Source organism: Nocardia sp. NRRL WC-3656, from assembly GCF_000720265.1.
Taxonomy (GTDB): Bacteria; Actinomycetota; Actinomycetes; order Mycobacteriales; family Mycobacteriaceae; genus Nocardia; species Nocardia nova.
Genome location: NZ_JOJF01000002.1, coordinates 364,076 through 388,007 on the forward strand (window position 1 = coordinate 364,076; position 23,932 = coordinate 388,007).

The window sequence follows — 23,932 nt, forward strand, 5'->3', positions numbered from 1 at the left end:
GGCTCAGTTGAGCCGGGTCAGCACCTCCCCACGCAGGAAGTCGCGAATCGCGGCGTTGACCTGCTCGGGGTGGGTCATGTTGACCGCCTGACGGGCGCCCTCGATTTCGCAGAATCGCGATCCGACCAGTCGCCGTGCCATCTCCAGCGCGTGCGCGCGCGGGATGCCGGCCCGCGTCGGGTGGATGACCAGTGCGGGACAGGTGATTTCGCACAGCCGATCCAGGATCGAGTCGCGGGCCAGTAGACATCCGGCCGCGGCCTCGAGTTCGTGCGGATCGCGCGCCAGCCACCGCTTGGTCCACACCGCCCGGTACCAGGCGTCGTCTCCGATCAGCCAGTGCGCCATGTGCTCGGCGAGGGCGTGCCGGATATTCGGCTCCCGCCAGTGGTCCAGGAAGCGGCGCGAGGTCACGAGTTCCTGCGGGGTCGGGCTGTGCGCCTCGGTCGAGATCAAGATCAGCGCCTCCACCCGTTCGGGAGCGAGCAGGGCGGTGCGCATGGCGCTGAACCCGCCCTGTGAGGTGCCGCCGACCACCGCGCGTTCGACGCCGAGCTGATCCAGCACGGTCAGTGCGTCGCGGGCGGCCGTCCAATAGGTGAAGGGCAGCCCCTCGTCGCGGGTGCGGCCGTGTCCGCGCGCATCCCAGGTGACGATGCGGAACTCCGGTGCCAATGCGGCTGCCTGCGATGCGAACATCGTTCGATCCATGAAGAATTCGTGCCCCAGCAGTACCACCGGGCCACGGCCACCGGAATCCTCGTAATGGATTTCGGCATCGATCGCACGGGCGAATGGCACGAGCACGAGGATAGCCGTCGCCGAGTGCCGCTGCTCCGCCTTCGTGATCGCCGCGGAGGAAGGCGGGCATGGATATGTGCTGGCGGATAGGCCGTTTCGCCAGCCCGGCCGGCACCGGCCGATACGACCGGCATCGAACCGGTGGAGTGGGGGCGATCACGGCCTCGAGTCGCAGGCTCGCCCGCCCTCGAGGTGCGCCGATGCCCTCACTAAACTGTGCGGGTGGCAGAAACCCAGCGACCAGTTCTCGTCGTCGACTTCGGGGCGCAGTACGCGCAGTTGATCGCGCGGCGCGTGCGCGAATCCAGCGTCTACTCGGAGGTGGTACCGCATACCGCGACCGTGGAGGAGATTGCCGATCGGCAGCCGCTGGCGGTGATCCTGTCCGGCGGCCCGTCCAGCGTGTACGCCGAGGGCGCGCCGCAGCTCGATCCGCGGTTGTTCGATCTCGACATTCCGGTCTTCGGTATCTGCTACGGATTCCAGGCGATGGCGCAGGCGCTCGGCGGCACGGTCGCGCACACCGGCACCCGTGAGTACGGCCGCACCGAGTTGAACATCGACGGCGGCGTGCTGCACGGCGGACTGCCGACGGTGCAACCCGTGTGGATGAGCCACGGCGACGCGGTCACCGACGCGCCGGCCGGCTTCGAGGTCACGGGGACGACGGCCGGTGCGCCGGTCGCCGCCTTCGAAAATCGCGCCCGGCGGCTGGCCGGTGTGCAGTACCACCCGGAGGTTCTGCATTCGCCGCACGGCCAGCAGGTGCTGAGCCGGTTCCTGCACGAACTCGCCGGCATCCCCGCGTCCTGGACCCCGGCCAATATCGCCGATGCGCTGGTCGAGCAGGTGCGCGAGCAGATCGGCGACGGGCACGCGATCTGCGGCCTGTCCGGCGGCGTGGATTCCGCGGTGGCGGCCGCGCTGGTGCAGCGGGCCATCGGAGACCGGCTGACCTGTGTCTTCGTCGACCACGGCCTGCTGCGGGCCGGGGAGCGCGAGCAGGTTCAGCGCGACTTCGTCGCCGCCACCGGGGCCAAGCTGGTGACGGTCGACGCGGTGGAGAAGTTCCTCGGTGAGCTGAAGGGCGTCACCGATCCGGAGGAGAAGCGCAAGATCATCGGCCGGGAGTTCATCCGGTCCTTCGAGGATGCGGTCGCCGAGGTCGTGAAGTCCACCGGCACCGAGGACGGCGATGGCGGACCCGCGGTCGAATATCTGGTGCAGGGCACCCTGTACCCGGACGTGGTCGAATCCGGTGGCGGCTCCGGCACCGCCAACATCAAGAGCCACCACAACGTCGGCGGACTGCCCGAGGATCTGGAATTCGAGCTGGTCGAACCGCTGCGGCTGCTGTTCAAGGACGAGGTGCGCGCGGTCGGCCGCGAGGTCGGGCTGCCCGAGGAAATTGTTGCGCGCCAGCCCTTCCCGGGACCGGGCCTGGCGATCCGGATCATCGGCGAGGTCACCCCGGACCGGCTGGAAACCCTGCGGCAGGCCGACGCGATCGCCCGCGAGGAACTGACCGCCGCCGGCCTGGACGCGCAGATCTGGCAGTGCCCGGTGGTCCTGCTGGCCGATGTGCGCAGTGTCGGCGTGCAGGGCGACGGCCGCACCTACGGACATCCGATCGTGCTGCGGCCGGTGTCGAGTGAGGACGCCATGACCGCGGACTGGACCCGCCTGCCCTACGAGGTGCTCGAACGCATCTCCACCCGTATCACCAACGAGGTGGCCGAGGTCAATCGCGTGGTGCTCGATGTGACCAGCAAGCCGCCGGGCACCATCGAATGGGAATGAGCGGCTGTCTGTACAGATAGCGGAGAAAGGGGCCTTCCAGCATCGGCTGGAAGGCCCCTTCTTTCTGTTGTGCGCCTTTCCGGAGGCTATTTCTTCCTTCGCGGCGAGATCACCAGGGCGATACCCACGACCACCGCCACACCGACCACGATCCAGCCCACCGGCACCGCACTGTGGAAGGGCCAGGACGTGGGGCCGATGAAGGCCCAGACGCTGACCAGCAGGGCGAGTATTCCGGCCAGCAGCAGCGAGAACGACGGTCCGCGCCCAGTTTCGGTCCGAGTGTCGGCCGTTTCGTTGTCAGCCACGTTTCACCTCCGCGTTTCCGGCGTGGACATCGACGTCGAGAGTGAGAATCGGCCCGTCGGCCGGTCCGGTGGGCCCCTGCGGGCAGGACACGTCGCCCATGCCGGCGTTGCAGGTCGCGTGTAGCTGCATCGAGTCCGGCACCAGCACCCGGAAGTCGCCCATCTGGACGTTCACGTGCACCGTGCGATTCTCGGTGAGGGGCAGTTGGCGCAGATCGAGCGTGCCCGATCCCATGGTGATCCGGTATTCCGAGGCCAGATCGGCGGTCGTGGCCGGGGTCCAGACGTGGTCGCCCATGGCGCCGCGGTCGAATTCGACGGGACCCACCATCGAGGCGAGGATGACGAATCCCGCCAGCGGCGCCAGCACCACCATCAAGCCGTAGCCGCGTCGCAGGAAGGCGCCGACGATCAGGCCCAGGCCGACCACCGCCAGGGCGACCGCGCCGATCCGCGCGGGTGTCATCCAGTCCGCCCCGACCGCGGCCACCGCGCCCGCCGCCGCTGCCGCCAGGACGGCCAGACCGATCACCACCGGCGTGAGCCGGGAGCGCGGCCGCTGTGCGGGGACGACCGCGACCGGGCGTTGCTGCGTCGGGGTGGGCAGATCCCAGGCCATGGGCGCCACGCCGAGCGGATCCCAGCCGGCCGCAGTGGGGCCGATATGCGCCGGGTCCGGGATCGGACGGTTGCCGGTCGGCCGTGGGCCGGGAGGAGGCGTCGGGCGAGGAGGTGTGCTCCCGCCGGGCCCGGGCGAATCGTCGGGGCCGGACTCGTCCTCGGCCGGGTGTTCGTCGGAGGGTGCCGCCGATTCGGATTCGGCGGTCAGTGGCCGGGTCAGCGCGACCGTGGGGCGGTCGTCGGCCGGAGTCTCGTCGGCGGGCGAGTCCGGGCCGGCGGCAGCGTGTTCGGAGGTACCGGGATCGGTCGCGGCGTCCGAATCGGATTGCCACTCGGACGCATTCTCCGTCGGAACACCTTCTGCGGCAAGGCTTTCGGTCGCAGTACTTTCGGTCGCTTCGGATGCCGAGCTCGTGCTGTCCGGCGATGCGGTGCCGGCTTCGCCAGGATCACTTTCCGGCGTCCCAGTGGCCGGATCGACCCGCAGCGGGGCGGTGGCAGCGGCTGCGACGATCGGTTCGGTTGCCGTCGAAGCGTTGTCCGCCGTCGAAACAGCGTCGTTCGACGCCGGTGTCGGTGTGGTCGGAACCTGGCCGCCGGCAAAGGCATTAGGGTCCGGCTCGTAGTGGTCGGGCAGCTTGGTGAAGGGTCCGTACTGGCTTCCGCTCCACGGGGACCCGCCCGGGAAGCTCGCCCCCGGATATCCCGTCGCCGCGATCCCACCCTCGGCCGTCAGCGGATAGGAGCCGTCGATCGGCGGTTCCGGCTGCCGCATGTACAGCAACCACCAGCCGGCCACCATCAGCGCGAAACTGATCACCCCCGAGCCGCCGAGTCCGACACCCACCGGGCCCATCGTGGTGACCGCGATCGCCAGAGCGACGATCAGCACGATGGTCTTGGTGGACGACTGCGAACTACGTCCGCGGCTGATCAGGCCCTCCGCGGGTGAGACCGCATCACCCGCCGGAGGCAGCAGCAACCATGCCGCCAGATACAACACGATGCCCGCACCACCGAAGATCGTCGACACCACGAACGCGACCCGGATCAGTACCGGGTCCACGCCGTAGCGCCGGCCGAATCCGGACGCCACGCCGGCGACCGGACTCTGCCCCGGCAGCCGTATCGGACGCGTCCGCCACAGGTGCTGGAGCTGTTCGCTGAATCCCGTCCGGCTCGTGCCGCCGGTCCCGCCGCTCGCTGTGGTCATAGCTCAATGGTGGCCGTGAGCAGTATCGAATGGCATCGGGGTTCACCCTGAAAACGAACCTGAACTACATCCGGACCACTCAGAGCACGGTCGGATCCGCGAAGACGGCGCCGTTTCCGTCGACCTGTGCCGAGGAGACCTCGATCTTGCTGTAGGCGCGGATGGTCAGCGGACCGCCGCAGCCCTGCACCATGAGATGGAAGTCCCGGCTGACCAGATAACCGGTCTCCCCGGGCCCGAGGTGTTTCTCGCCGACCGCGACGTCGGTGATCTTCCCGGGCGTGACCGACACGTTCACCCCGATGCCGGCGGAGACGCTCGGGCCGATCGTCACACTCGCACTCGGATCCACCAGATCCGGGCTGATCGTTGCTCCGGCGCTCAGCGATGCCGAGGCCTCGGCGCTGAAACCGAGGTCGACATCGACCGCGCACGCGACGAAATAGCCCGCCTTCAGAGTTGCGGTGCCGCTCGGAATCCGTGCGTAGGACGTGTTGTCCAGGAACACCTCTCGATTGGTGGGCATGCCGTTCAACGCGGTCACCGGATGGGCCGCGTAATCGAGGTGGCCCACAGTGAAGCTGTAACCGTTCGGTGCCAGGTAGGTGTTCTCGTGACCGCCCGGAGCCGCGGCCGAGGCGGCGGTGGCCGGCAGCAGCGCCAGCGCGAGAGCCGTGGTGGCGGCATGGACAGATGCGATGGACATGTGGATTCCTCCCCGTACACGCCGGGCGAACCGGCGAGGTCGGTCGCCCGCGGTCGGCGGGCGACGGAATCGACGGTAGGAATCGAGACCCGGTCGGCACCCGCGGAAATCCCGATCGATACGCAGTATGTGCAGGTGAACGAGGTTGTTGCGAATTTCCGGTCCGGCATCGGCACCGCCGGTGCCGCTCCGCGACGAGGTGGCTCTCGTCGTCGGGCGCTGTCCGGACCGGACGAGTTCGATCTACGGCGCCACCAGGCCCGTTCGATAGGCGATGACGACCAGTTGCGCGCGGTCGCGCGCGCCGAGTTTGACCATCGCCCGGCTGACGTGGGTGCGGGCGGTCGCCGGACTGAGGAACAGTTCGGCGCCGATCTCGGCATTGCTCATGCCCTGGCCGACCAGGGCCAGCACCTCCCGCTCACGGTCGGTCAGTACCGCGAGCCGCTGTTCGGCGGCCCGGTCGGCGGCGCGGCGAGCCGTGAACTGGGCTATGAGCCGGCGAGTGATCCGGGGCGCGAGCAGAGCCTCACCGGCGGCGACCACGCGGATAGCGTGCAGCAGCTCGGCCGGACCGGCATCTTTGAGCAGAAAACCGCCGGCGCCGGCTTGCAGTCCCTCGAAGACATAGGCATCGGTGTCGTACGTGGTCAGGATGAGGATCCGGACATCCTGCAGCCCGGTCGTCGCGGCGATCTCGCGGGTGGCCTGAATGCCGTCCATCGTCGGCATGCGGATATCCATCAATACGACATCCGGACGCAGCGCACGAGCTTTCCGCACGGCTTCGGCGCCGTTGGCGGCCTCTCCGACGACCGTGATGTCGTCCTCGATATCGAGCAGGAGCCGAAAGCCCGACCGCACCAACTGCTCGTCGTCGACGAGCAGAACCCGGATCGAGGTGCCGCCGTCCGAGTCTGCCGTACTGCTCACAGGTTCACCGTTTCCGTCGTGGCCAGGGGCAGCCGGGCCGTGACCGCGAATCCTCCGTGCGGAAGCGGGCCCGCGTCGAGATCTCCTCCCAGGAGCCGGCATCGCTCACGCATACCGAGGATGCCGCGCCCGGCGGTGCGCGCGGGACCGGTGGCGAAAGATACGGCGGGTGACTGCCGCCCGTCGTCGGTGACCCTGATGTCGACCGTGTCGGCACCGTAGCTCACCTCGACCGAGACTCGCGTCGCGCCGGCATGGCGAATCACATTGGTGATCGATTCCTGCAGAATCCGGTATATCGCGGTGCCGACCGCGCCGGGTATCTCGGGAGGCGGTGCGGGCGTGTCGAATTCGATCTCGAGCCCGGCGTCGCGGGCCGCGGCGGCGAGTTCCCGGATCTGCCCGAGACCCGGATGTGGGGCGCGGCCGTCGAGAACTCCGAGGATCGCCCGCATTTCCGACAACGCCCGAGAGCTGGTCCGCTCGATGATCTTCAGGGTCTCGCGCGCTTGTTCGGGCCGTTTGTCCAGCACGTGCGCGGTGACACCGGATTGGACGTTGATGACTGCGATGGCGTGCGCGACCGTATCGTGCACTTCGCGGGCGATGCGGAGACGTTCCGCGTCGACCCGGGCGCGGGCCTCCTCCTCGCGCGTTCGTTCCGCCAGCTCGGCGCGCTCCAACGCCTGTGCCGCAATGACTTTCCGCGAGCGGACACTCTCGCCGAGCGCGGCGCTCATCACCGCGGCGCCTATCCGGAAATAGACCCAGCCGATCGCGGCCGGCGGTTGGACGTCCGATGCGGCGGGAAGCCAGATCGCGGTCAGGACGGCGATCCCCACCCCGGCCACCACCAGCGAGCGCCGCCCGTCACCGTGTGCGGTGAGGGTGTAGAGCGCTACGAACAGTGCCAGCCATCCGGGTCCGTCCGGGAAGTCGAGGGCGTAGTAGATCGCACTGGTGAGCGCGGTGACGGCGAATACCGCGACCGGATATCGGCGCCGCAGGACCAGGACGGCGCCCGCGGTGATCAAGAGGATATAGCCGAGATATCCGAAATCCGAGAGCGGGCGCAGCACCTCCTCGGGCCGGCCGCTGTTGCGGACGACGGTGCCCTGGACCTGCATCACGGTGATGAATACCGCCAACAGCAGATCCTGAGACCAGCCCGGCAGGCGCAGCGGTGTGACGCGGTCCGGCATGTGGCGATCATAGGAGCCCGAGGCGGCCTGGGACGTCGTGCCGAGCGCGCGACTTCGTACGTCGCGGTGCGCGGTCGGCTACGCCGAACGGCGTATTCGTCGTCGATCCCGGGCCGATGCCCGCGAGCGGGTCGCGGCGCGACGATCGTCGCGTCTGCAGCCGATTCCGAGTCCGTGCGACCCGCACGGCAGCCGGCTGCCGCTCGACCGAAAGGATTCGCGATGCCCGCACTCGATGTGTTCGCCGCGCTCTCGACCACTCGCCTCTCCATCGTGGCCGCCGGGTACGAAGTAGGCGTCGGCCGGACCGTTCCCACCATCGCGGCCGTCCTGGGCTTGATCAGTGTGATCGCCGGTGGGGCGGCGGTCTCGGCCCGCGGCCACCGCGTCGGCACCCGCCGGTCCCGGGCCGTCACGGCGCTGGCGCTGGGAGCGGTCGCCGCGGTCGTCGGCGCCATCCACGGGGCCGATGCCGCCGGTGGTTTCGGTACCGGCAACGGGCTGGCCGGCGCGATCGCGGCGGTGGTGCTCGGGCTGGGTGGCGTGGTTCTGGGTAGCCTCTCGCTGGTGCGTGCTCGCCGCGTCGGATAACACGGCGCCGTCGGCGACCCCGAGATCGGGAATCCGGGTATTTCCCGATGGTCGGTTGTCGGGGTGACGTGCCAGTATCGAAGGCATGTACCCCTCCATGCCCGCATTCGACGCGCGTTCGGGGTTCGACGGTCGCGTGGGGTTCGAACCTCGCGCCGGTGTGGACGGTCTCGGGCCGGACGGCCGGGGCGCCGATCCGGTGTTCGAACAGCCGCGGCTGCTGCGGCGATCCGGTGGCCGGGTCGTCGGCGGGGTCGCGGGCGGTATCGCCGACCATCTGGGTGTCGACGTCTTCAAGGTGCGGATGGCGTTCGTCCTGCTGTCGGCCTTGATGGGGGCGGGAATCGTGGCCTACGGGCTGCTGTGGATCTTCACGTCCTCGGGTGCGGACGGGCCGCCGCCCACGGCGTCCGAGCGGCGGCAGGCTGTCGGGCTGGTGCTGCTCGGGCTGGCGCTGTCGGTATCGATGGCGTGGCTGTTCAACGGGACCGCGGCGCGGGTGGTCGCGCCGATCATCGTGGTCGCCGTCGGTGCGGCGCTGGTGTGGCGCGAATTCGATGCCGAGGGGCCGCGTTCCATTCTCGGCCTGCCCGCCCGGCCGACCGTGCTCACCTGGACGCGCATTCTGGCCGGGGCGACGCTGATCGTGGTCGGGCTGGGCGTGGTGGTGCTGGCCCGCATCAACCTGAGTTCGCTGGGTTCGGCACTGATCGCGGTCGCGGTCACGCTGATCGGCGTCGGTCTGCTGACGGTGCCGCTGTGGTTGCGCATGATGCGCGCCCTCAATGCCGAACGCTCGGCCCGCATCCGCAACGAGGAACGCGAGGAGATCGCCTCACATCTGCACGATTCGGTGCTGCAGACCCTGGCGCTGATCCAGCGGCAGGCCGACGACCCGCAGGAGGTCGCCCGGCTGGCCCGCAGCCAGGAGCGGGAACTGCGGAAGTGGTTGTTCGAGGATTCCATGCCCGCGCAGTCGAGCCTGGCCGCCGCACTGCGCACGATCGCCGGTGAGGTGGAGGACCAGTACGGGGTGCAGGTGACTCCGGTGACCGTCGGCGACGTCTCGATGGATGTCGGCGATACCGGGTTCGGCCTGCCGAAGGAACATTTCACCGCCCTGCTCGGCGCCACCCGGGAGGCGCTGGTCAACGCCGCCAAACATGCCGGTGTGCCGACCATCGACGTCTTCGCCGAGGTGGAACCGCATCAGGTCAGCATCTTCGTGCGCGATCGCGGCACCGGGTTCGATCCGGCCTCGGTTCCGGCGGACCGGCAGGGCCTGGCGAAATCCATTCACGCCCGGATCGAACGCCGCGGCGGCACCGTCGAGGTTCAGACCGCACCCGGCCGCGGCACCGAGGTGCGAATCATGATGCCTCGCAAGGATTCCGAGGGCCAGGAGGAATTCGCCGCGGCCGGCGCCGACCGTGCCGAGTCCGGGGATGCCGAGTCCGCGAGTCCGGAGGCGCACCGTTCCGGCACGGCCGGCGATCCCACCGACGCGAGCCGCGCCGGTGATTCGCACAGCGCCGAGACGACCGAGCCGCGAGGGGAAACCGCGGATACCGGCCCGGGCAGGTCGCGGTAGCGGACGGAGCGGAGATGGGGGAGGCGGGCACATCGGCAGCGGTACCGGCCCTGCCCACCGCGATGCCGGTTTCCGGCACCCCGGCCACCGATGTGGTACCGATGAGGAGTTCGGCGCTGCCGCGCCCGGCAGCGGGCCGGCTCGAGGTGAGGAGAACTGTGACGATCCGGGTCTTTCTGGTCGACGACCACGCCGTGTTCCGGTCCGGGGTGCGGGCGGAGTTGAGCCGCGAAGCCGATATGGATGTCGTCGGGGAAGCGGGCACCGTGGCCGAGGCCGTGGCCGGAATCGGCGCCGCGCGACCCGATGTGGTGTTGCTGGATGTGCACATGCCCGACGGCGGAGGTGTCGCGGTCCTGCAGGGCATCGACGATCGTCCGAACGGTTCGGCGTCGGGTAACGGCCCGGTATGCCTGGCGCTGAGCGTCTCCGATGCCGCCGAGGATGTGATCGCGGTGATTCGCGCGGGCGCGCGCGGTTACGTCACCAAGACCATCTCCGGTTCCGAACTGGCCGAAGGCATTCGGCGCGTCGCGGGTGGCGACGCGGTGTTCAGTCCGCGGCTGGCCGGTTTCGTGCTGGACTCGTTCACCGGGCGCTCACCGGCTCCCGAACCCCCGCTGGATCCGGAACTGGATTCGCTGACCCCGCGCGAACTGGAGGTGCTGCGCCTGCTGGCGCGCGGCTACACCTATCGCGAAATCGCCGAAACCCTGTTCATCTCGGTGAAAACCGTGGAGACCCACGCCTCCAACGTGCTGCGAAAAACCCAGCAGTCCAACCGCAATGCGCTGACTCGCTGGGCGCACCGCCGGCGCATCGACTGAGTCGCGCCTACATCGCGGCGACGAGGATCACGATCAGGATGAGCAGTCCGATCAGCAGGCCCACCGCGATCGCGAGCGGCGCCGCATTGGGCCCGAACTTCGTGAAGTCGATGTCGACGAGCTTCGATTTCCCCAGTTTCGGTTGCTGCGCAACGGCACCGGCCGCGGCGACGCGCGGCGGGCGGGGCAGCGGCGCGGAATGCGGACTGCGCAGTCCGGCGGCCGAATTGCGGGCCGCCCAGGCCGGAATGGTGCCGTCCTCGGTGCGGATCGGAGCGCCGAGAATATAAGGCCCGGTGCCGGGCCCGAAGGCGGCGGTGAGGATTTCCTCGCGAGCTTCGGCCATGGTGGGGCGACGCTGCGGCGCCGGTTCCATCATGTGCAGCAGCACCTGGGTGAGCGGCCCGCTGCGGGTGGGCGGAATGATCTGTGCCATCGCCGCGCGCGTGACGATGACGTCGTTGTCGTCGTCGAATCCGTACGGCGGATGCCCCTCGATCGCGGTGTAGAGCGTTGCGCCGAGGGAGAATACGTCGCTGGCCGGGCCCGGCTGAGCACCGCGCGCCACCTCCGGCGGCAGATAGGACGGGGTGCCGGTGATCACGTCTTCCGGTTCGTCGAAAGCCTCACCCGCACTGGAGATACCGAAGTCGCTGAGTTTGGCCATCCCCACCTCGGAGCCTCGATCGGCGACGAGGATGTTGCCCGGTTTGATGTCGCGATGCACGATTCCGGCGGCATGGGCGGTGGCCAGGGCGTCGGCCACCTGCGCGCCGATCTGCGCGACCTCGATGGGGGAGAGGGTGTCGGCCAGCGCGAGTGCCTTGGCGACGCTGCGCGAGGGCAGATACTCCATCACCAGCCACGGTTCACCCGCCTCGAGCACCACGTCGTAGACGGCGATCGCGTGTTCGTGCGAGAGCTTGGCCGCGACCCGGCCCTCGTGCACGATCCGGTTGCGCACCTCGGTCGCCTCGGCCTCGCTGAGCCCGGCGGTGGTGAGCACCTGTTTGATGGCGACCTCGCGGTTGAGCAGCCGATCGGTGGCGAGCCATACCGCACCCATACCGCCGCCTCCGAGTTTGGACTGCAGGCGGTAACGGCCGGCGACGAGATAGTCGGGGCCGACGATGGGGCGGGCGCGTTCGGTCACGGCGCGAGGATAGCCGAAAACCAGGGCGACCGGCCTGCTTCGGACCGGGGTTGGCAGCGGTCACAGCCCGGCGGGCGGCCCGCCGGACGGCCCCGATGGGTGGTGTGGACAACAGCCGCGACCGGTGACGGAACAGTCGCAGTGGGACTGATGTGACACGTGGGCCGGTGCGGCTTGACGGAGACCGGTCGGAAGGTTCTACTGATCACCGGATCGAACGTATATTCGATTACGATCGATAGCTGAATCGGTGCTGAATCCGCTCGACGGTGCTTCTGGCGTTGTCGGGGGGATGCGGGCCCCGGGGCAGGTGGGTGAGGCGGAGGAGGTGCGGAATGTAGTCGATGCGGCGGTGCGGTGCATCGAGTGCGGTGGAGTCCATTCGGTGAGAGATAGGTGGTCGGCGAGATGGGTTCGGCTGGTGACGCGCGGGCCGTGCAGCTGGCGGAGCTGCGGCGGCGGATGGCCGCGGTTCCGGCCCGTGGGGTCGAGGTCGTGGAACGCCCGCCGACAAGCGCTGAACTGCGCAGAGAGCTTCTTTCCGTACCGCCCGCGCTGGCCGGGCTACTGCCCGAGGGCGGGATGCCGAAGGGGGCGGTGGTGGCCTACTCGGGCGCGGGTTCGCTGCTGACCGGCCTGCTGGCCGCGGTGACCGGCGGCGGGGGCTACGCCGCGGCCGTCGGCTTGCCGCGGCTCGGATTGCTCGCCGCCGCGGAGATGGGTGCCGATCTGGGCCGGCTGGCCGTGGTGACCGAACCCGGCCCGGACCCGGTGGAGGTCGCCGCAGTGTTGCTGGATGGTCTTGATCTGGTGGTGGTCGGCCTGGCCGGTATGTCGGTGCCGCCCAGCCGAACTCGAATTCTCGCCGCCCGCGCCCGCAGCAAAGGGGCCACGCTCGTGGTGACCGGTGGCGCCTGGAGCGGTCCGACGCTGCGGATCGACACCCGGGTCGCGGGCTATTCGGGCCTGGGGCGTGGTCGAGGCCGGTTGCGATCGGTGCGCTTGAACGTCTGTGTGCGCGGCCGGTCCGCACCGGAGCGCACCGGCACGCTCGACCTGTGCCCGCGCGACGGCCGGGTCGAATGGCTTGTACCGGAATCGGATTCGCCGCCTACCGCGCTGTCGGCAGTGGGGGCGTGATGAAGCGACCCGGGTTTCGCGTCTTGGCGGTGTGGTGTCCGGACTGGCCGGCCGCGGCGGCGGCCGCCGTGGCCGACCTCTCACCGTTGCGACCGGTGGTGGTGCTGCACGCGAATCGGGTGGTGGCCTGTTCGGCGGTGGCTCGCGACGCGGGGGTGCGGCGCGGTCTGACCCGGCGCGAGGCGCAGGCGCGCTGCCCGGACCTCCATGTGGCGCAGGCGGATCCGGACCGCGATGCGCGTCTGTTCGAACCGGTGGCGACGGCCGTGGACGCGACGGTGCCGGGAGTGGAGGTCTTGCGTCCCGGCCTGCTGGTACTCGCCGCCCGCGGCGCTGCTCGCTACTTCGGGTCCGAGGAGGAGGCCGCCGAACGCCTGGTCGACGCGGTCGCCGCACACGGTGTGGAATGCCGGATCGGCATCGCCGACGAACTGTCGGCCGCGGTGACAGCCGCGCGCCGGGCGCAGATCGTCGCGCCGGGCGCCGCCGCGAATTTCCTGGCGCCGCTACCGGTGGGGGAGCTGGCCGTGGAGCCGAGCCTGGCTCCGCCGGAACGTGCCGAACTGGTGGATCTGTTGCACCGCTTGGGTTTACGCCGCATCGGCGATTTCGCGGCCCTCACGCCCGCCGAGGTCGCCTCCCGGTTCGGCGCCGACGCGATCCGGGCGCACCGGTGTGCCCGTGCCGAACCGGAGCGCCCGCCCTCGGCGGCCCCGCCCGCCCCGGACCTGATGGTGGAATACCGGTGCGATCCGCCGATCGAGCGGGTCGATGCCGCCGCCTTCGCCGGTCGCATGCTCGCCACCCGACTGCACGAACGCCTGGCGGCGGCCTCGGTGGCCTGCACCCGGCTGGCGGTCCACGCCGAAACCGCGGCCGGGGAACAGCTGTCGAGAATCTGGCGCTGTGCCCAGCCGCTCACCCCGGAGACCACCGCGGACCGGGTGCGCTGGCAGCTGGACGGCTGGCTGACCCATCGCGCCCTGACCAACGGAAAACGCGGGCGGACGGGCGATTCCGAACCGCCACCGTCCGCTCCGATCACGCTGCTGCGCCTGGAGCCGGTCGAGGTGGTGGCGGCCGGTGCGCTGCAGCTCGGGCTCTGGGGTGGGGTCGGCGAGGAGGATCAACGCGCCCGCCGCGCCCTGACCCGGGTGCAGGGTCTGCTGGGCGGTGAGGCGGTGCGGATCGGTGTCCTCAGCGGCGGCCGCGGTCCCGTCGAACGCGTCACCTTGATCACCTTCGGTGAGGAAGTGGTTCCCGCCGCCGATCCCGGCCTGCCGTGGCCGGGCCGGCTGCCGCAACCGGCTCCCGCGGTGGTGCTGGTCAATCATCCCGAGGTCCGGCTGGAGTCCTGCGACGGCAGCCCGATCTGGCTCACCGACCGCGGCATGTTCACCGCCGAACCGGCCGAATTGCACTGGGGCAGCAAGTCGTGGCGGGTCGCGGGCTGGGCCGGCCCCTGGCTGCTGGACGAACGCTGGTGGGCCACCGGCGATTCCGGAGGCGCCGTCCGCACGCAGATCCTGCTCGACACGGAGGAGCGTGCTCTACTGTTGCTCGGCTACGACCACATCTGGCACGTGGAGGGACTCTACGAATAGCGCCGGTGCCGCCTATGCCCCTGGGCGCGAGCTATGGAACACCCCACAGGCTGCGGCGACGGCGCCCGCGGCGACGTACCCTGGCTGATCGTGGAGTCGAACGTCATCCGGGTGCCCCTGGCGGGGGTGCAGATCGCCTATCGGGATTCGGGCAGCGCGCCGACGCCGCATCCGCTCTCGGAGGTCCCGGTGATGCTGGTGCACGGGATGGGTGGCGACGGCCACACCTGGGATCGCTTCGCCACCGCGCTGATCCGATCCGGACGCCGGGTGATCATTCCCGATCTGCGCGGACACGGTCGCAGCGAACACACCGCCTCCTACCGGTTCGAGGAGTTCGGCACGGATCTGCTGCGCCTGTGCGATCGGCTGGAACTGGCCACCGTCGATCTGGTCGGGCATTCGCTCGGCGGATACGCCTGCTCGTGGGTGGCCATCGAACGGCCGGCACTGGTCCGGCGGCTGGTCCTCGAGGAACAGCCGCTGCCGCTGCGTTCCGGTGACGAACAACTCACTCTCACCCGGCGGCTGCCGTCCGTGCCGGAACTGTGGCATGCCACCACCAGTCTGCTGCGTCATCCGCGTGCGGTTCTGGCCTTCGACCGGTCGATGACCACTCCGGCGCTCGAGCAGTTCCGCAAACCGCATCCGGAATGGTGGGAGCGGCTGGCGGATATCACCGCAGCCACGGTGATGTTGCGCGGCGGTCCCGGCGGCATGGTCGATCCGGAGAAGTTGGAGATCTTCCGCGCCAGCGTCTCGGACTGCCGGGTCGAGGCCTTCACCTGCGGGCACAGCATCCACCGCGACCGGTATCGGGAGTTCGCTTCGGTGGTGCTGCCGTTCCTGGAGCGCTGAACGTGGGGGCCGATTCCCGTTCCGCACCACCCACCTCGCAGGTGCCCGCGAGCAATTTCGACGGGCTGCCGTGTTCGGCGGCAGCGGCCGATATTCCCCTGCCGGGCAGCGCGACCCGGGTGAGCGGCTGGCTGTGCATCGAACAACCCGGCGCCTGGGGCCGCGATGTGATCGGCGATGCGGTCCTCGGTGCCGAGCTCACCGCCGAACTGGCCGCCCGCACCAAGGCCGCGCGCGTCCGTCCCACCCTCATCCGGCGTCCCGGCCGCGGCGAATTCACCGGTGTGCGAACGGTTCTGCTCGCCGCCTCCCGGCCACAGGGTTCGTGGTGCGAACGTCTGACCGTCACCGATCCGGAACAACTTCTCGATATCGATCTGCACGTGCTGAACGGTCCCGCGCCGGGAATCGGTGAACGGGTGACCGATCCGCTGACCCTGGTGTGCGCACACGGTAAGCGCGATCAGTGTTGCGCCCGACTGGGACGTCCGATCGCGGCCCGGCTGGCGGCCGAATATCCGGATCAGGTCTGGGAGTGCTCGCATACCGGCGGGCACCGGTTCGCGCCCGCCATGGTGATCCTGCCCGAGGGGTTGACCTACGGCCGGGTCGACGGCGAGGACGCGGTCCGGGCGGTGGCGCAGGCGCGGCGTAACCACCTGTCGCTGAAGGGGTTTCGCGGACGAAGCGGCCTGTCACCGGTCGAGCAGGTGGCGGAGATCGCGGTGCGGGAACGGGTGCCGGCCGCCCTCGACCAGTTGACGGTGACGGCTGCCGAGCCGAACACCCCGATCTCGGATCCGGCGACCTTCGCCGGCGCCGCCGAGGTGACCCACATCGACGGCCGACGGTGGCTGGTCACCACGCGAACCGTCGGCTATCCGCCCCGCCAGGCGAGCTGCGGCGCCGCCCCGAAACCGGCGTCGGCGATCGTCGTGGACGAAATCCGCGAGACCACGTGACATTTCGTCGCAGGTGACCGGCGGCGGGCGCGAGCGCAAGGGAGCGACGCGGGTGGAGGCGGCTTCCGCGTTCACCAGTAGGTGCCGGGAACCAACCGGGCGGCGCGGCGCAGTGTCGAGCGGGTAACCCGCTCCGCGGTCGACGGCTTGCGCTGTGGTTTCGCCTGCAGCGCGGGCACTTCCGACTCCGGTTCGTCCTCGACCGGCAGTTCGCCCTTGGCGGCGGGGGAGTCCGGCAGCGCCCGGTAGTACCGGTGCATGACCCGATCCTTGATCCCCGGCGCGAACAGCGTCCCGTATTCGGCCAGGGTGCCCACCGGCACATCGATGCGCCGCGGCCGCTCGCTCAGTGCGCGCACGATGGTGGCCGCCGCCCATTCGGGAGATTCCGACGGGCCCTGTTTGCCGCTGGGCGCGATCATCGGCGTCCGCACCAGCGGCATGTGGATGGTCGTGAAAGTGATGTTGTCGGAGAGCATCTCGGCCGCCGTGACCTCCGCGAACTTGTCCAGGGCGGCCTTACTGGCGAGATAGGCGGCGAACCGCGGTGTGGCGACCTGAACACCCGCACTCGAGATGTTCACGATGTGCCCGAATTTACGCTCCCGCATCTGGGGCAGCAGTGCCAGCGTCATCCGCACCGCACCGAAGTAGTTGACCGCCATGGTCCGTTCGAAGTCGTGCAGCCGGTCGGTGGATCGGTGCACGGCGCGCCGGATGGAGCGGCCGGCATTGTTGACCAGCATGTCGACGTGGCCGTGGGTGTCGAGAATCGACTTCACGGTCCGGTCCACCGAGTCGGAATCGGTGACGTCGCACTGGTAGGCGTAGGCCCGCCCGCCCGCGGCGGTGATCTCCTCGACCACGGCGTTCAGTTCCTCGTCGCGCCGTGCGAGCAGCAGCACCACGGCCCCCTTGGCGGCGACCGCGGTCGCCGCCGCCCGCCCGATACCGGAGGAGGCGCCCGTGATGACGACATGTTTACCGGCGAGATCCCGGCGTGCCCGCCGACGGGCCAGATAGCCGTGTTCGGCCGCGTGGTTATCCGACATCGCTGCTCCCTTGCAGGTCGATTTCCTCCGAACTTACTCCAAAGTAAGTTCCGCTGCCAAGGGGGCTGCGCACATCGGCGCGGGGGAGCCGGGTAGGTCGCGAGGACTACATCCGCCCCGCACCGGTCATTCCGACGGGCGATGCCGGCCCGGCGCTCCCGCGTCATGCTGGGTGTTCGGATATCGGTGCGGGAGGAGACGACGATGAGTCTGTGGACAGCGTTGCGCCGGCGATCGGCGGCCAGGGACGAGAAGGCCGGGTCCGACGCCCGGGCGAAGGCGATCGCAGCGGGGGCATCCGAACGAGAGGCCGCCGCCGCGGCGGAACAGGCGGTCCGGCGTGCGCGGCGCCGGCGTCGCGCCCTGTACACCGGCGGATGAGCGGGCTCAGGCGGTGAGCCGGTCGTCCTCGCTGATGAACAGGGTCGCGACCACGCTGATCACCGCCGTCGCCACCAGATAACCGCATGCGAGCCACGGCGTTTTGCCCCCCGCCGCGATCAGCGCCGTGACGATCATGGGGGTGATGCCCGAGGCGTAGATCCCCGAGACCTGATAGACGAACGAGAGTCCGGTGTAGCGCACCTCGGGCGGGTACAGCCCGGCGTACAACGTGCCCTGCGCACCGTAGAACAGGGCGTGTGCGATACCGAACACCGCGATGATCGCGATCGTGAAGACGACGATATTGCCGGCCTCGAACAGTGCGAATACCGGATACACCAGCAGCCCGTACGCGGCGATACCGGCGATATAGACCCGGCGCGGCCCGAATGTATCGGTCAGCTTTCCGGATACCGGAATGAGTGCGGCCATCACGACCGCGGCGATGGTGACCGCGAGCAGTACCGGAACCTGTTCGAAACCGAGATGCCCGGTCGCGAAACTGATCGCGAAGACGCCCCAGGTATTGAACGCCGCGCCCTCGCCCCACCGCGAGAGCAGGCCGAGAACGGTGTTGCGCCGGGTGCGCGCGTTCCGGAACAGTTCGACCACAGGCACTTTCGAGATTCGATTGAGCCGGTCGATTTCCCGGAATGCCGGTGTCTCGTCGATTTTCAGCCGCACTACCAGGCCGATAATCACCAGCACCACGCTGGCGCCGAAGGCGATTCGCCAGCCGTAGTCGAGAAACGACTGTTCGCTCAGGACCGAACGCAGCAGGGCGAAGACTCCGGTGCCGAGTGCGAGCCCCAGCGCCAAACCGATCTGCGGATAGCTGCCGAACCGGCCGACCTTCGTGCGGGGACTGTGTTCCACGGCCAGCAGTACCGCACCGGCCCATTCCCCGCCGAGTGCGAAACCCTGCAGAATGCGCAACGCCAGCAACAGAATCGGCGCCGCGATACCGATCGCGGCGCTGGTCGGCAGCACGCCCATCAGCGCGGTCGATCCGCCCATGATCGCCATGGTCAGCGCGAGGGTACGTTTGCGCCCGATGCGGTCGCCGATATGGCCGAAAACCAATCCGCCGATGGGGCGCATCACGAAACCGACCGCGAATGTCGCGAACGACAACATGGTTCCGACGAACGCGCTCGTATCCGGGAAGAACAGTTTGTTGAATACGATGCCCGCAGCGGTGGAATAGAGGAAGAAGTCGTACCACTCGACCGTGGTGCCGATCAGGCTCGCCGCCACCGCGGTCCGGGTTTCGGCGGCGCCGAGATGTTCCGAATGATCCTCGTGCTGCCCCGCGGCGCGCGTACTCGCCGGCGCGGACTCCAGTACAGACATGGGGTCCCTTTCCTTCCCGCCGTCGATTCGCCCAGTGACATTAGGGCGAGCCGATATTCGCGAAAAGGATTCGAATCGGCGAGATTCCAGCGGCGGTCTGTTCCGGCCTGCGGCCGACGGCTTCCCCTGGTCAGCCCGCGACGGTGGATGCCCGGGGCGCAGCCGCCGCCAGCCGTACCAGCGCGTCGTACGCGGTCGTGCCGGGTTCGGCGCTGTAGGCCACCAACCGCTGCCCCGGCACATTCGGAACGGCCGGCACCGCGTAGTCGAGCGTGAAGGCGCCGACGAGTGGGTGGTACAGCCGTTTGTGCCCGCTGATCTTGTGCCGCAGTTCGTGATCGGCCCACAGTTCCCGGAAAGGAGCGCTCCGGGCGTGCAGGTCGGCCACCAGCCGGCGGCGCGGTCGGGGTCGCGGTATTCGGCACGCTGGTGGCCGGTGACTTCCTCGGTGGCCTGCGGACGTCGCTGGTGATCGCCGTCCTCGCACTGCTCGCCGCCGCGGTGGTCGGCGGGATATTCGTCCGGACCCGCTGATCACAGCGGGGCCGCCTTCCGAACGCTGCGCCCACGAGTTAGCATCGGTATCGAATATACGTTCGAATCTACGAAGGTGTGTGCCGATATGGGCTGGGGAAACGGCCCGCCCACCTGGGCGGAAATGGAGCGGGTGCTCTCCGGTCTGCCCGGGCGCGGGGCCGCCCCGCCGGGTGACGGCGGAGACAGCCCGGCGTGGTCGCATACGCGCGGCGAATACCGGGCGGGGACGCGGCCGGAGCCGGGCGGTCCGCTGGTGTCGTATGCGGAATTGCATACTCATTCGGCCTACAGCTTTCTCGACGGCGCCTGCCAACCCGAGGAGTTGGTGGAGGAGGCGGTGCGGCTGGGGCTCGAGGCGCTGGCGCTCACCGATCACAACGGCTTCTACGGGGTGGTGCGTTTCGCCGAGGCCGCCGCCGAATGGGGGCTGCCGACGGTGTTCGGCGCCGAATTGTCGCTGGGTGAAACCCGCGACGCGACAACGATATTCGTCTCCGCTCCGATGGACGATTCGCAACCGCGCACGGGGGAACCGGACCCGTCCGGACCGCATCTGCTGGTGCTGGCGCGCGGGCAGGAGGGATATCGGCGGCTGTCGCGGGAGATGTCGGCGGCACATATGGTGGCCGGTGAGAAGGGAATCCTGCGCTACGACCTGGATCGGCTCGCCGCCGCCGCCGACGGGCACTGGCATATTCTCACCGGCTGCCGCAAAGGACATGTGCGCCGGGCGCTGGAGCGGGGTGACGCCGAGGCGGAGGCGGCGCTGCGCCGGCTGATGGATCTGTTCGGCCGCGACCGGGTGAGCGTCGAACTCACCCACCACGGAGTGCCCGACGACGACGAACGCAATGCCCGGTTGATCGCCCTCGCCACCCGGTTGGACGTGCCGGTGATCGCCACGACCGCAGCGCATTTCGCCACCCCGGCGCAGGGCCGCCGGGCGATGGCGCTGGCGGCCATCCGGGCACGGTGCAGTCTGGACGACATCGACGGCTGGCTGCCGCCCACCGGTGGCGCGCATCTGCGCTCGGGTGCGGAAATGGCCCGGCTCTTCGCCGAATACCCGCAGGCGGTGGCCGGGGCGGTCGATCTGGCTCGCGCATGCGCCTTCGATCTGCGCCTGATCGCCCCCGAATTACCGCCGTTCGACGTGCCGCCCGGCCACGACGAGAATTCCTGGCTGCGGGAACTCACCCTCGCCGGAGCGCGCGATCGTTACGGCCCGCCGGAGGGGAATCCCAAGGCGTACCGGCAGATCGAACACGAACTACGGATCATCACCGAACTGAATTTCCCCGGCTACTTCCTGGTCGTGCACGATATCGTCCACTTCTGCAAGCAGAACGACATTCTGTGCCAGGGCCGGGGGTCGGCGGCCAATTCCGCGGTCTGCTACGCGATCGGCATCACCAATGTGGATCCGGTCGCCAACGATCTGCTGTTCGAACGTTTCCTGGCGCCCGAACGTGACGGCCCGCCCGATATCGATCTCGATATCGAATCCGATCGCCGGGAGGAGGCGATCCAGCACGTCTACCGCAAGTACGGTCGCGAATATGCCGCCCAGGTGGCCAATGTGATCACCTATCGCGGCAAGTCCGCGGTGCGCGATGCCGCTCGCGCGCTGGGTTTCTCGCCCGGCCAGCAGGACGCGTTCAGCAAACAGGTGAGCCGATGGACCGGGGTGGCATCCGAAACGCATACCGATATTCCGGACCGGGTCCTGGAACTGGCGGGTGAGATCGAGGGCCTGCCGCGACATCTCGGTATTCATTCCGGCGGCATGGTGATCTGTGATCGGCCGATCGCCGACGTCTGCCCGGTGGAGTGGGCGCGCATGCCCGGGCGCAGTGTGCTGCAGTGGGACAAGGACGATTGTGCCGCAGCGGGTCTGGTGAAATTCGATCTGCTCGGTCTGGGCATGCTCTCGGCCCTGCACTACATGATCGATCTGGTGCGCGAGCACAAAGGTGAGGTCGTGGAATTGCACGCCCTCGATCTCACCGAATCCGCCGTCTACGAGATGCTGGCGCGCGCGGATTCGGTGGGAGTGTTCCAGGTCGAGTCGCGTGCCCAGATGGCGACACTGCCGCGGCTGCGCCCGCGTGCCTTCTACGATCTCGTCGTGGAGGTCGCGCTGATCCGGCCCGGCCCCATTCAGGGCGGTTCGGTGCATCCCTATATCCGCCGGCGCAACGGCCGGGAGGAGGTGACGCTCGACCATCCGGCGCTCGAGAGTTCGCTGGCCCGCACCCTCGGAATCCCGCTGTTCCAGGAACAACTCATGCAGATGGCGATCGATATCGCGGGTTTCACCGCCGCCGAGGCGGACCAGTTGCGCCGCGCGATGGGATCGAAACGGTCACCGCAGCGCATGGAGCGGCTGCGCGGCCGCTTCTATCAGGGCATGCGTGATCTGCACGGAATCACCGGAGAGCTGGCCGATCGCATCTACGAGAAGATCTACGCCTTCGCGAATTTCGGTTTCCCGGAAAGTCATTCGCAAAGTTTCGCCGCGCTGGTGTTCTATTCGGCCTGGTTCAAACTGCATCATCCCGCGGCGTTCTGCGCGGGGCTGCTGAACGCGCAGCCGATGGGTTTCTACTCTCCGCAGTCGCTGGTGGCCGACGCCCGCCGGCACGGGGTGGTGGTGCACGGGCCGGATATCAATCACAGCCTGGCCGGGGCGACGCTCGAGCAGCGCGGAACCCAGGTGCGACTGGGCTTGTCCGCGGTCCGGCACATCGGTGACGACGTGGCCGAAAAGATCGTCGCCGCACGGTCTTCCGGTTCCTATCGATCGTTTCTGGACCTGACCGGGCGGGTCGAGTTGACGGTGCCGCAGGCCGAGGCCCTGGCCACCGCGGGTGCGCTCGGCAGCATCGAGTCCGCATCGGGCCACGGTCTCGACCGGCGGCAGGCGCTGTGGGCGGCCGGTGCGGCGGCGGGGGAGCGGGCGGATCGGCTGCCGGGGACCGGGGCGGTCACCGACGCACCGGCGCTGCCCGGGATGAGCGAACTGGAAATGGCGGCCGCCGATGTGTGGGCGACCGGTGTGTCGCCCGGTCGGTATCCCACCGAATTCCTACGTCCGCGGCTGGACGAACTCGGCGTGGTCGCGGCGAACCGGCTGCTCGCCGTGCCCGACGGGTCGAAGGTGCTGATCGGCGGTGCGGTGACGCACCGGCAGCGACCGGCCACCGCGTCCGGGGTCACCTTCATCAATCTGGAGGACGAGACCGGCATGGTGAACGTGGTGTGTTCGGTGGGGCTGTGGCGCCGCTATCGGCGCATCGCCCAGGGCGCTCCCGCGCTGCTGATCCGGGGGCGGGTGCAGAACGCCGAGGGTGTGGTGAGTGTGGTGGCGGAACATCTGCAGCGCATGGACCTGCGCATGGCCTCGAAGTCACGCGACTTCCGCTGAACGGTCGCGGCTAGGCTCGTCCCACCGACCGACATCGAGGAGCAGCACGTGGCGACCGTGGTCCGCGCGACCATCAAACCCAACAGCCGCAAGGGCCCCCTCGTCGAAACCCTCGACGACGGCACCCTGCAGCTGTACGTGCGCGCCCCCGCGGTGGAAGGCAAGGCCAACAAGGCCGCGATCGAACTTCTCGCCCAGCACTACGGCGTGCCCAAGTCGGCCGTCCACCTCACCGCGGGCGCCACCTCCCGCTTCAAACGCTTCACGATCGACATCTGAGGCGTGTCGTTCGGCCGGTGGGCCTCGGCGGCTACACGGCGCCCGGGAACCCCAGCTGCCGCCACGCCTCGTACACCGCGACCGCCGCGGCGTTGGACAGGTTCATCGACCGGCGACCGGGCAGCATGGGGATGCGCAGCTGATCGGTGATGTGCGGGTCGGCCAGGACGTCGGCCGGCAGCCCGGTCGGTTCCGGACCGAACAGCAGGACGTCTCCGGCCCGGTAGGAGATATCGGTGTTGTGCGTGGTGGCGTGCGTGGTGAAGGCGAAGACGCGCTCGGGACGCAGGGATTTCCATGCGGCGGAGAGGTTTTCGTGCACGGTGACCACCGCGAGATCGTGGTAGTCCAGTCCGGCGCGGCGCAGCTTCGGCTCCGACAGATCGAATCCGAGCGGCTCGATCAGATGCAGTTCGCATCCCGTGCCGGCCGCCAAACGGATCGCATTGCCCGTATTCGGTGGGATACGCGGTTCGAAGAACACCAGCTTGAGCACACCGAGACGGTACCCGTCCCGGATAAGTGATACGCCTCGCAGCCCGGCCTCTGTTACCGTGATCGGCGGCCGTATGGCGACGGCCGATCCGTTT

At 69.1% G+C, this 23,932-nt stretch carries 22 protein-coding genes; 11 read left to right on the forward strand and 11 right to left on the reverse strand.

Translation table 11 applies throughout. The features are described 5' to 3' along the window. Nucleotides 1-3: 3 nt before the first annotated feature. The gene (locus tag IG65_RS0104390) at nucleotides 4-801 is read right to left on the reverse strand and encodes an alpha/beta fold hydrolase (protein WP_030513516.1); all 798 of its coding nucleotides are present in this window, start codon (nucleotides 799-801) and stop codon (nucleotides 4-6) included. Nucleotides 802-1,023: 222 nt separating this feature from the next. Between IG65_RS0104390 and guaA the strand changes: the two genes are divergently transcribed. Further along, entirely contained in the window at nucleotides 1,024-2,601 is a 1,578-nt protein-coding gene (gene guaA, locus IG65_RS0104395; RefSeq protein ID WP_030513517.1) for a glutamine-hydrolyzing GMP synthase, read from the forward strand. An 86-nt stretch (nucleotides 2,602-2,687) separates the two neighbouring features. On the opposite strand, the gene IG65_RS0104400 is transcribed toward guaA, so the two are convergent. From IG65_RS0104400 to IG65_RS0104420, 5 genes are all read right to left on the reverse strand, one after another. Then, on the reverse strand, nucleotides 2,688-2,909 hold the full coding sequence (locus tag IG65_RS0104400; protein ID WP_030513518.1) for a hypothetical protein: 222 nt from the start codon (nucleotides 2,907-2,909) through the stop codon (nucleotides 2,688-2,690). Continuing rightward, nucleotides 2,902-4,743, reverse strand: coding sequence for a PspC domain-containing protein (locus IG65_RS0104405; protein WP_030513519.1), 1,842 nt, complete (start codon nucleotides 4,741-4,743; stop codon nucleotides 2,902-2,904). The genes IG65_RS0104400 and IG65_RS0104405 overlap by 8 nt, the downstream gene beginning before the upstream one ends. Before the next feature lie 79 nt (nucleotides 4,744-4,822). Beyond that, nucleotides 4,823-5,449 carry an MspA family porin gene (locus IG65_RS0104410; RefSeq protein WP_030513520.1) on the reverse strand — a complete coding sequence of 209 codons (627 nt, stop codon included), beginning with the start codon at nucleotides 5,447-5,449 and terminating at the stop codon, nucleotides 4,823-4,825. 243 nt (nucleotides 5,450-5,692) lie between these two features. Further along, on the reverse strand, nucleotides 5,693-6,382 hold the full coding sequence (locus IG65_RS0104415; protein WP_051755328.1) for a response regulator transcription factor: 690 nt from the start codon (nucleotides 6,380-6,382) through the stop codon (nucleotides 5,693-5,695). Then, nucleotides 6,379-7,584, reverse strand: a complete 1,206-nt coding sequence (locus IG65_RS0104420) for a sensor histidine kinase (protein WP_030513522.1) — start codon at nucleotides 7,582-7,584, stop codon at nucleotides 6,379-6,381. The genes IG65_RS0104415 and IG65_RS0104420 overlap by 4 nt, the downstream gene beginning before the upstream one ends. Before the next feature lie 222 nt (nucleotides 7,585-7,806). Here IG65_RS0104420 and IG65_RS0104425 point away from each other — a divergent pair, with 222 nt between their 5' ends. The 3 genes from IG65_RS0104425 to IG65_RS0104435 all read left to right on the forward strand — a co-directional run bounded on the left by IG65_RS0104425 (nucleotide 7,807) and on the right by IG65_RS0104435 (nucleotide 10,593). After that, complete coding sequence (locus tag IG65_RS0104425; protein WP_030513523.1) at nucleotides 7,807-8,175, forward strand: DUF6223 family protein; 369 nt, start codon at nucleotides 7,807-7,809, stop codon at nucleotides 8,173-8,175. A gap of 85 nt (nucleotides 8,176-8,260) precedes the next feature. Then, a complete protein-coding gene (locus IG65_RS0104430; protein ID WP_197039781.1) occupies nucleotides 8,261-9,766 on the forward strand; it encodes an ATP-binding protein in 1,506 nt (501 codons plus the stop codon). Nucleotides 9,767-9,867: 101 nt separating this feature from the next. Further along, nucleotides 9,868-10,593 carry a response regulator gene (locus tag IG65_RS0104435; RefSeq protein WP_369801465.1) on the forward strand — a complete coding sequence of 242 codons (726 nt, stop codon included), beginning with the start codon at nucleotides 9,868-9,870 and terminating at the stop codon, nucleotides 10,591-10,593. Between the two features lie 7 nt (nucleotides 10,594-10,600). Here the strand turns inward: IG65_RS0104435 and IG65_RS0104440 are convergent, their stop codons facing one another. Beyond that, nucleotides 10,601-11,746, reverse strand: coding sequence for a serine/threonine-protein kinase (locus IG65_RS0104440; protein ID WP_030513526.1), 1,146 nt, complete (start codon nucleotides 11,744-11,746; stop codon nucleotides 10,601-10,603). Between the two features lie 408 nt (nucleotides 11,747-12,154). On the opposite strand from IG65_RS0104440, the gene IG65_RS0104450 reads away from it, so the two are divergent. The 4 genes from IG65_RS0104450 (at nucleotide 12,155) to IG65_RS0104465 (ending at nucleotide 16,310) form a co-directional block, all read left to right on the forward strand. Next, entirely contained in the window at nucleotides 12,155-12,886 is a 732-nt protein-coding gene (locus tag IG65_RS0104450; RefSeq protein ID WP_030513527.1) for a hypothetical protein, read from the forward strand. Next, nucleotides 12,886-14,490, forward strand: coding sequence for a DNA polymerase Y family protein (locus IG65_RS0104455; RefSeq protein ID WP_030513528.1), 1,605 nt, complete (start codon nucleotides 12,886-12,888; stop codon nucleotides 14,488-14,490). Before IG65_RS0104450 ends, IG65_RS0104455 begins: the two co-directional genes overlap by 1 nt. A gap of 90 nt (nucleotides 14,491-14,580) precedes the next feature. After that, complete coding sequence (locus tag IG65_RS0104460) at nucleotides 14,581-15,348, forward strand: alpha/beta fold hydrolase (protein ID WP_030513529.1); 768 nt, start codon at nucleotides 14,581-14,583, stop codon at nucleotides 15,346-15,348. Between the two features lie 65 nt (nucleotides 15,349-15,413). Then, nucleotides 15,414-16,310, forward strand: coding sequence for a sucrase ferredoxin (locus IG65_RS0104465; RefSeq protein ID WP_030513530.1), 897 nt, complete (start codon nucleotides 15,414-15,416; stop codon nucleotides 16,308-16,310). Between the two features lie 71 nt (nucleotides 16,311-16,381). Here IG65_RS0104465 and IG65_RS0104470 read toward each other — a convergent pair whose 3' ends face one another. Further along, on the reverse strand, nucleotides 16,382-17,362 hold the full coding sequence (locus tag IG65_RS0104470) for an SDR family NAD(P)-dependent oxidoreductase (protein ID WP_030513531.1): 981 nt from the start codon (nucleotides 17,360-17,362) through the stop codon (nucleotides 16,382-16,384). Between the two features lie 204 nt (nucleotides 17,363-17,566). Here IG65_RS0104470 and IG65_RS0104475 point away from each other — a divergent pair, with 204 nt between their 5' ends. Further along, nucleotides 17,567-17,743, forward strand: a complete 177-nt coding sequence (locus tag IG65_RS0104475; RefSeq protein ID WP_156055482.1) for a hypothetical protein — start codon at nucleotides 17,567-17,569, stop codon at nucleotides 17,741-17,743. Nucleotides 17,744-17,749: 6 nt separating this feature from the next. Here IG65_RS0104475 and IG65_RS0104480 read toward each other — a convergent pair whose 3' ends face one another. Beyond that, nucleotides 17,750-19,099, reverse strand: coding sequence for an MFS transporter (locus IG65_RS0104480; protein ID WP_051755330.1), 1,350 nt, complete (start codon nucleotides 19,097-19,099; stop codon nucleotides 17,750-17,752). 130 nt (nucleotides 19,100-19,229) lie between these two features. Then, a complete protein-coding gene (locus IG65_RS0104485) occupies nucleotides 19,230-19,487 on the reverse strand; it encodes a hypothetical protein (RefSeq protein WP_051755332.1) in 258 nt (85 codons plus the stop codon). A 234-nt stretch (nucleotides 19,488-19,721) separates the two neighbouring features. On the opposite strand from IG65_RS0104485, the gene IG65_RS0104490 reads away from it, so the two are divergent. Beyond that, nucleotides 19,722-23,063 (forward strand): error-prone DNA polymerase, encoded by a 3,342-nt coding sequence (locus tag IG65_RS0104490; protein WP_030513535.1) that lies wholly within the window; start codon nucleotides 19,722-19,724, stop codon nucleotides 23,061-23,063. 48 nt (nucleotides 23,064-23,111) lie between these two features. Continuing rightward, the gene (locus tag IG65_RS0104495) at nucleotides 23,112-23,342 is read left to right on the forward strand and encodes a DUF167 domain-containing protein (protein WP_030513536.1); all 231 of its coding nucleotides are present in this window, start codon (nucleotides 23,112-23,114) and stop codon (nucleotides 23,340-23,342) included. 31 nt (nucleotides 23,343-23,373) lie between these two features. Here IG65_RS0104495 and IG65_RS0104500 read toward each other — a convergent pair whose 3' ends face one another. Beyond that, nucleotides 23,374-23,838 carry a tRNA (cytidine(34)-2'-O)-methyltransferase gene (locus IG65_RS0104500; RefSeq protein WP_030513537.1) on the reverse strand — a complete coding sequence of 155 codons (465 nt, stop codon included), beginning with the start codon at nucleotides 23,836-23,838 and terminating at the stop codon, nucleotides 23,374-23,376. Nucleotides 23,839-23,932 lie beyond the last annotated feature (94 nt).

Excerpts from the sequence above, each read along its gene's own strand:
- IG65_RS0104405 (WP_030513519.1), bottom strand. The coding sequence starts at position 4,743 with ATGACCACAGCGAGCGGCGGGACCGGCGGCACGAGCCGGACGGGATTC.
- IG65_RS0104410 (WP_030513520.1), bottom strand. The coding sequence starts at position 5,449 with ATGTCCATCGCATCTGTCCATGCCGCCACCACGGCTCTCGCGCTGGCG.
- IG65_RS0104420 (WP_030513522.1), bottom strand. The coding sequence starts at position 7,584 with ATGCCGGACCGCGTCACACCGCTGCGCCTGCCGGGCTGGTCTCAGGAT.
- IG65_RS0104425 (WP_030513523.1), top strand. The coding sequence starts at position 7,807 with ATGCCCGCACTCGATGTGTTCGCCGCGCTCTCGACCACTCGCCTCTCC.
- IG65_RS0104430 (WP_197039781.1), top strand. The coding sequence starts at position 8,261 with ATGTACCCCTCCATGCCCGCATTCGACGCGCGTTCGGGGTTCGACGGT.
- IG65_RS0104435 (WP_369801465.1), top strand. The coding sequence starts at position 9,868 with ATGAGGAGTTCGGCGCTGCCGCGCCCGGCAGCGGGCCGGCTCGAGGTG.
- IG65_RS0104450 (WP_030513527.1), top strand. The coding sequence starts at position 12,155 with ATGGGTTCGGCTGGTGACGCGCGGGCCGTGCAGCTGGCGGAGCTGCGG.
- IG65_RS0104455 (WP_030513528.1), top strand. The coding sequence starts at position 12,886 with ATGAAGCGACCCGGGTTTCGCGTCTTGGCGGTGTGGTGTCCGGACTGG.
- IG65_RS0104470 (WP_030513531.1), bottom strand. The coding sequence starts at position 17,362 with ATGTCGGATAACCACGCGGCCGAACACGGCTATCTGGCCCGTCGGCGG.
- IG65_RS0104475 (WP_156055482.1), top strand. The coding sequence starts at position 17,567 with ATGAGTCTGTGGACAGCGTTGCGCCGGCGATCGGCGGCCAGGGACGAG.
- IG65_RS0104480 (WP_051755330.1), bottom strand. The coding sequence starts at position 19,099 with ATGTCTGTACTGGAGTCCGCGCCGGCGAGTACGCGCGCCGCGGGGCAG.
- IG65_RS0104490 (WP_030513535.1), top strand. The coding sequence starts at position 19,722 with ATGGGCTGGGGAAACGGCCCGCCCACCTGGGCGGAAATGGAGCGGGTG.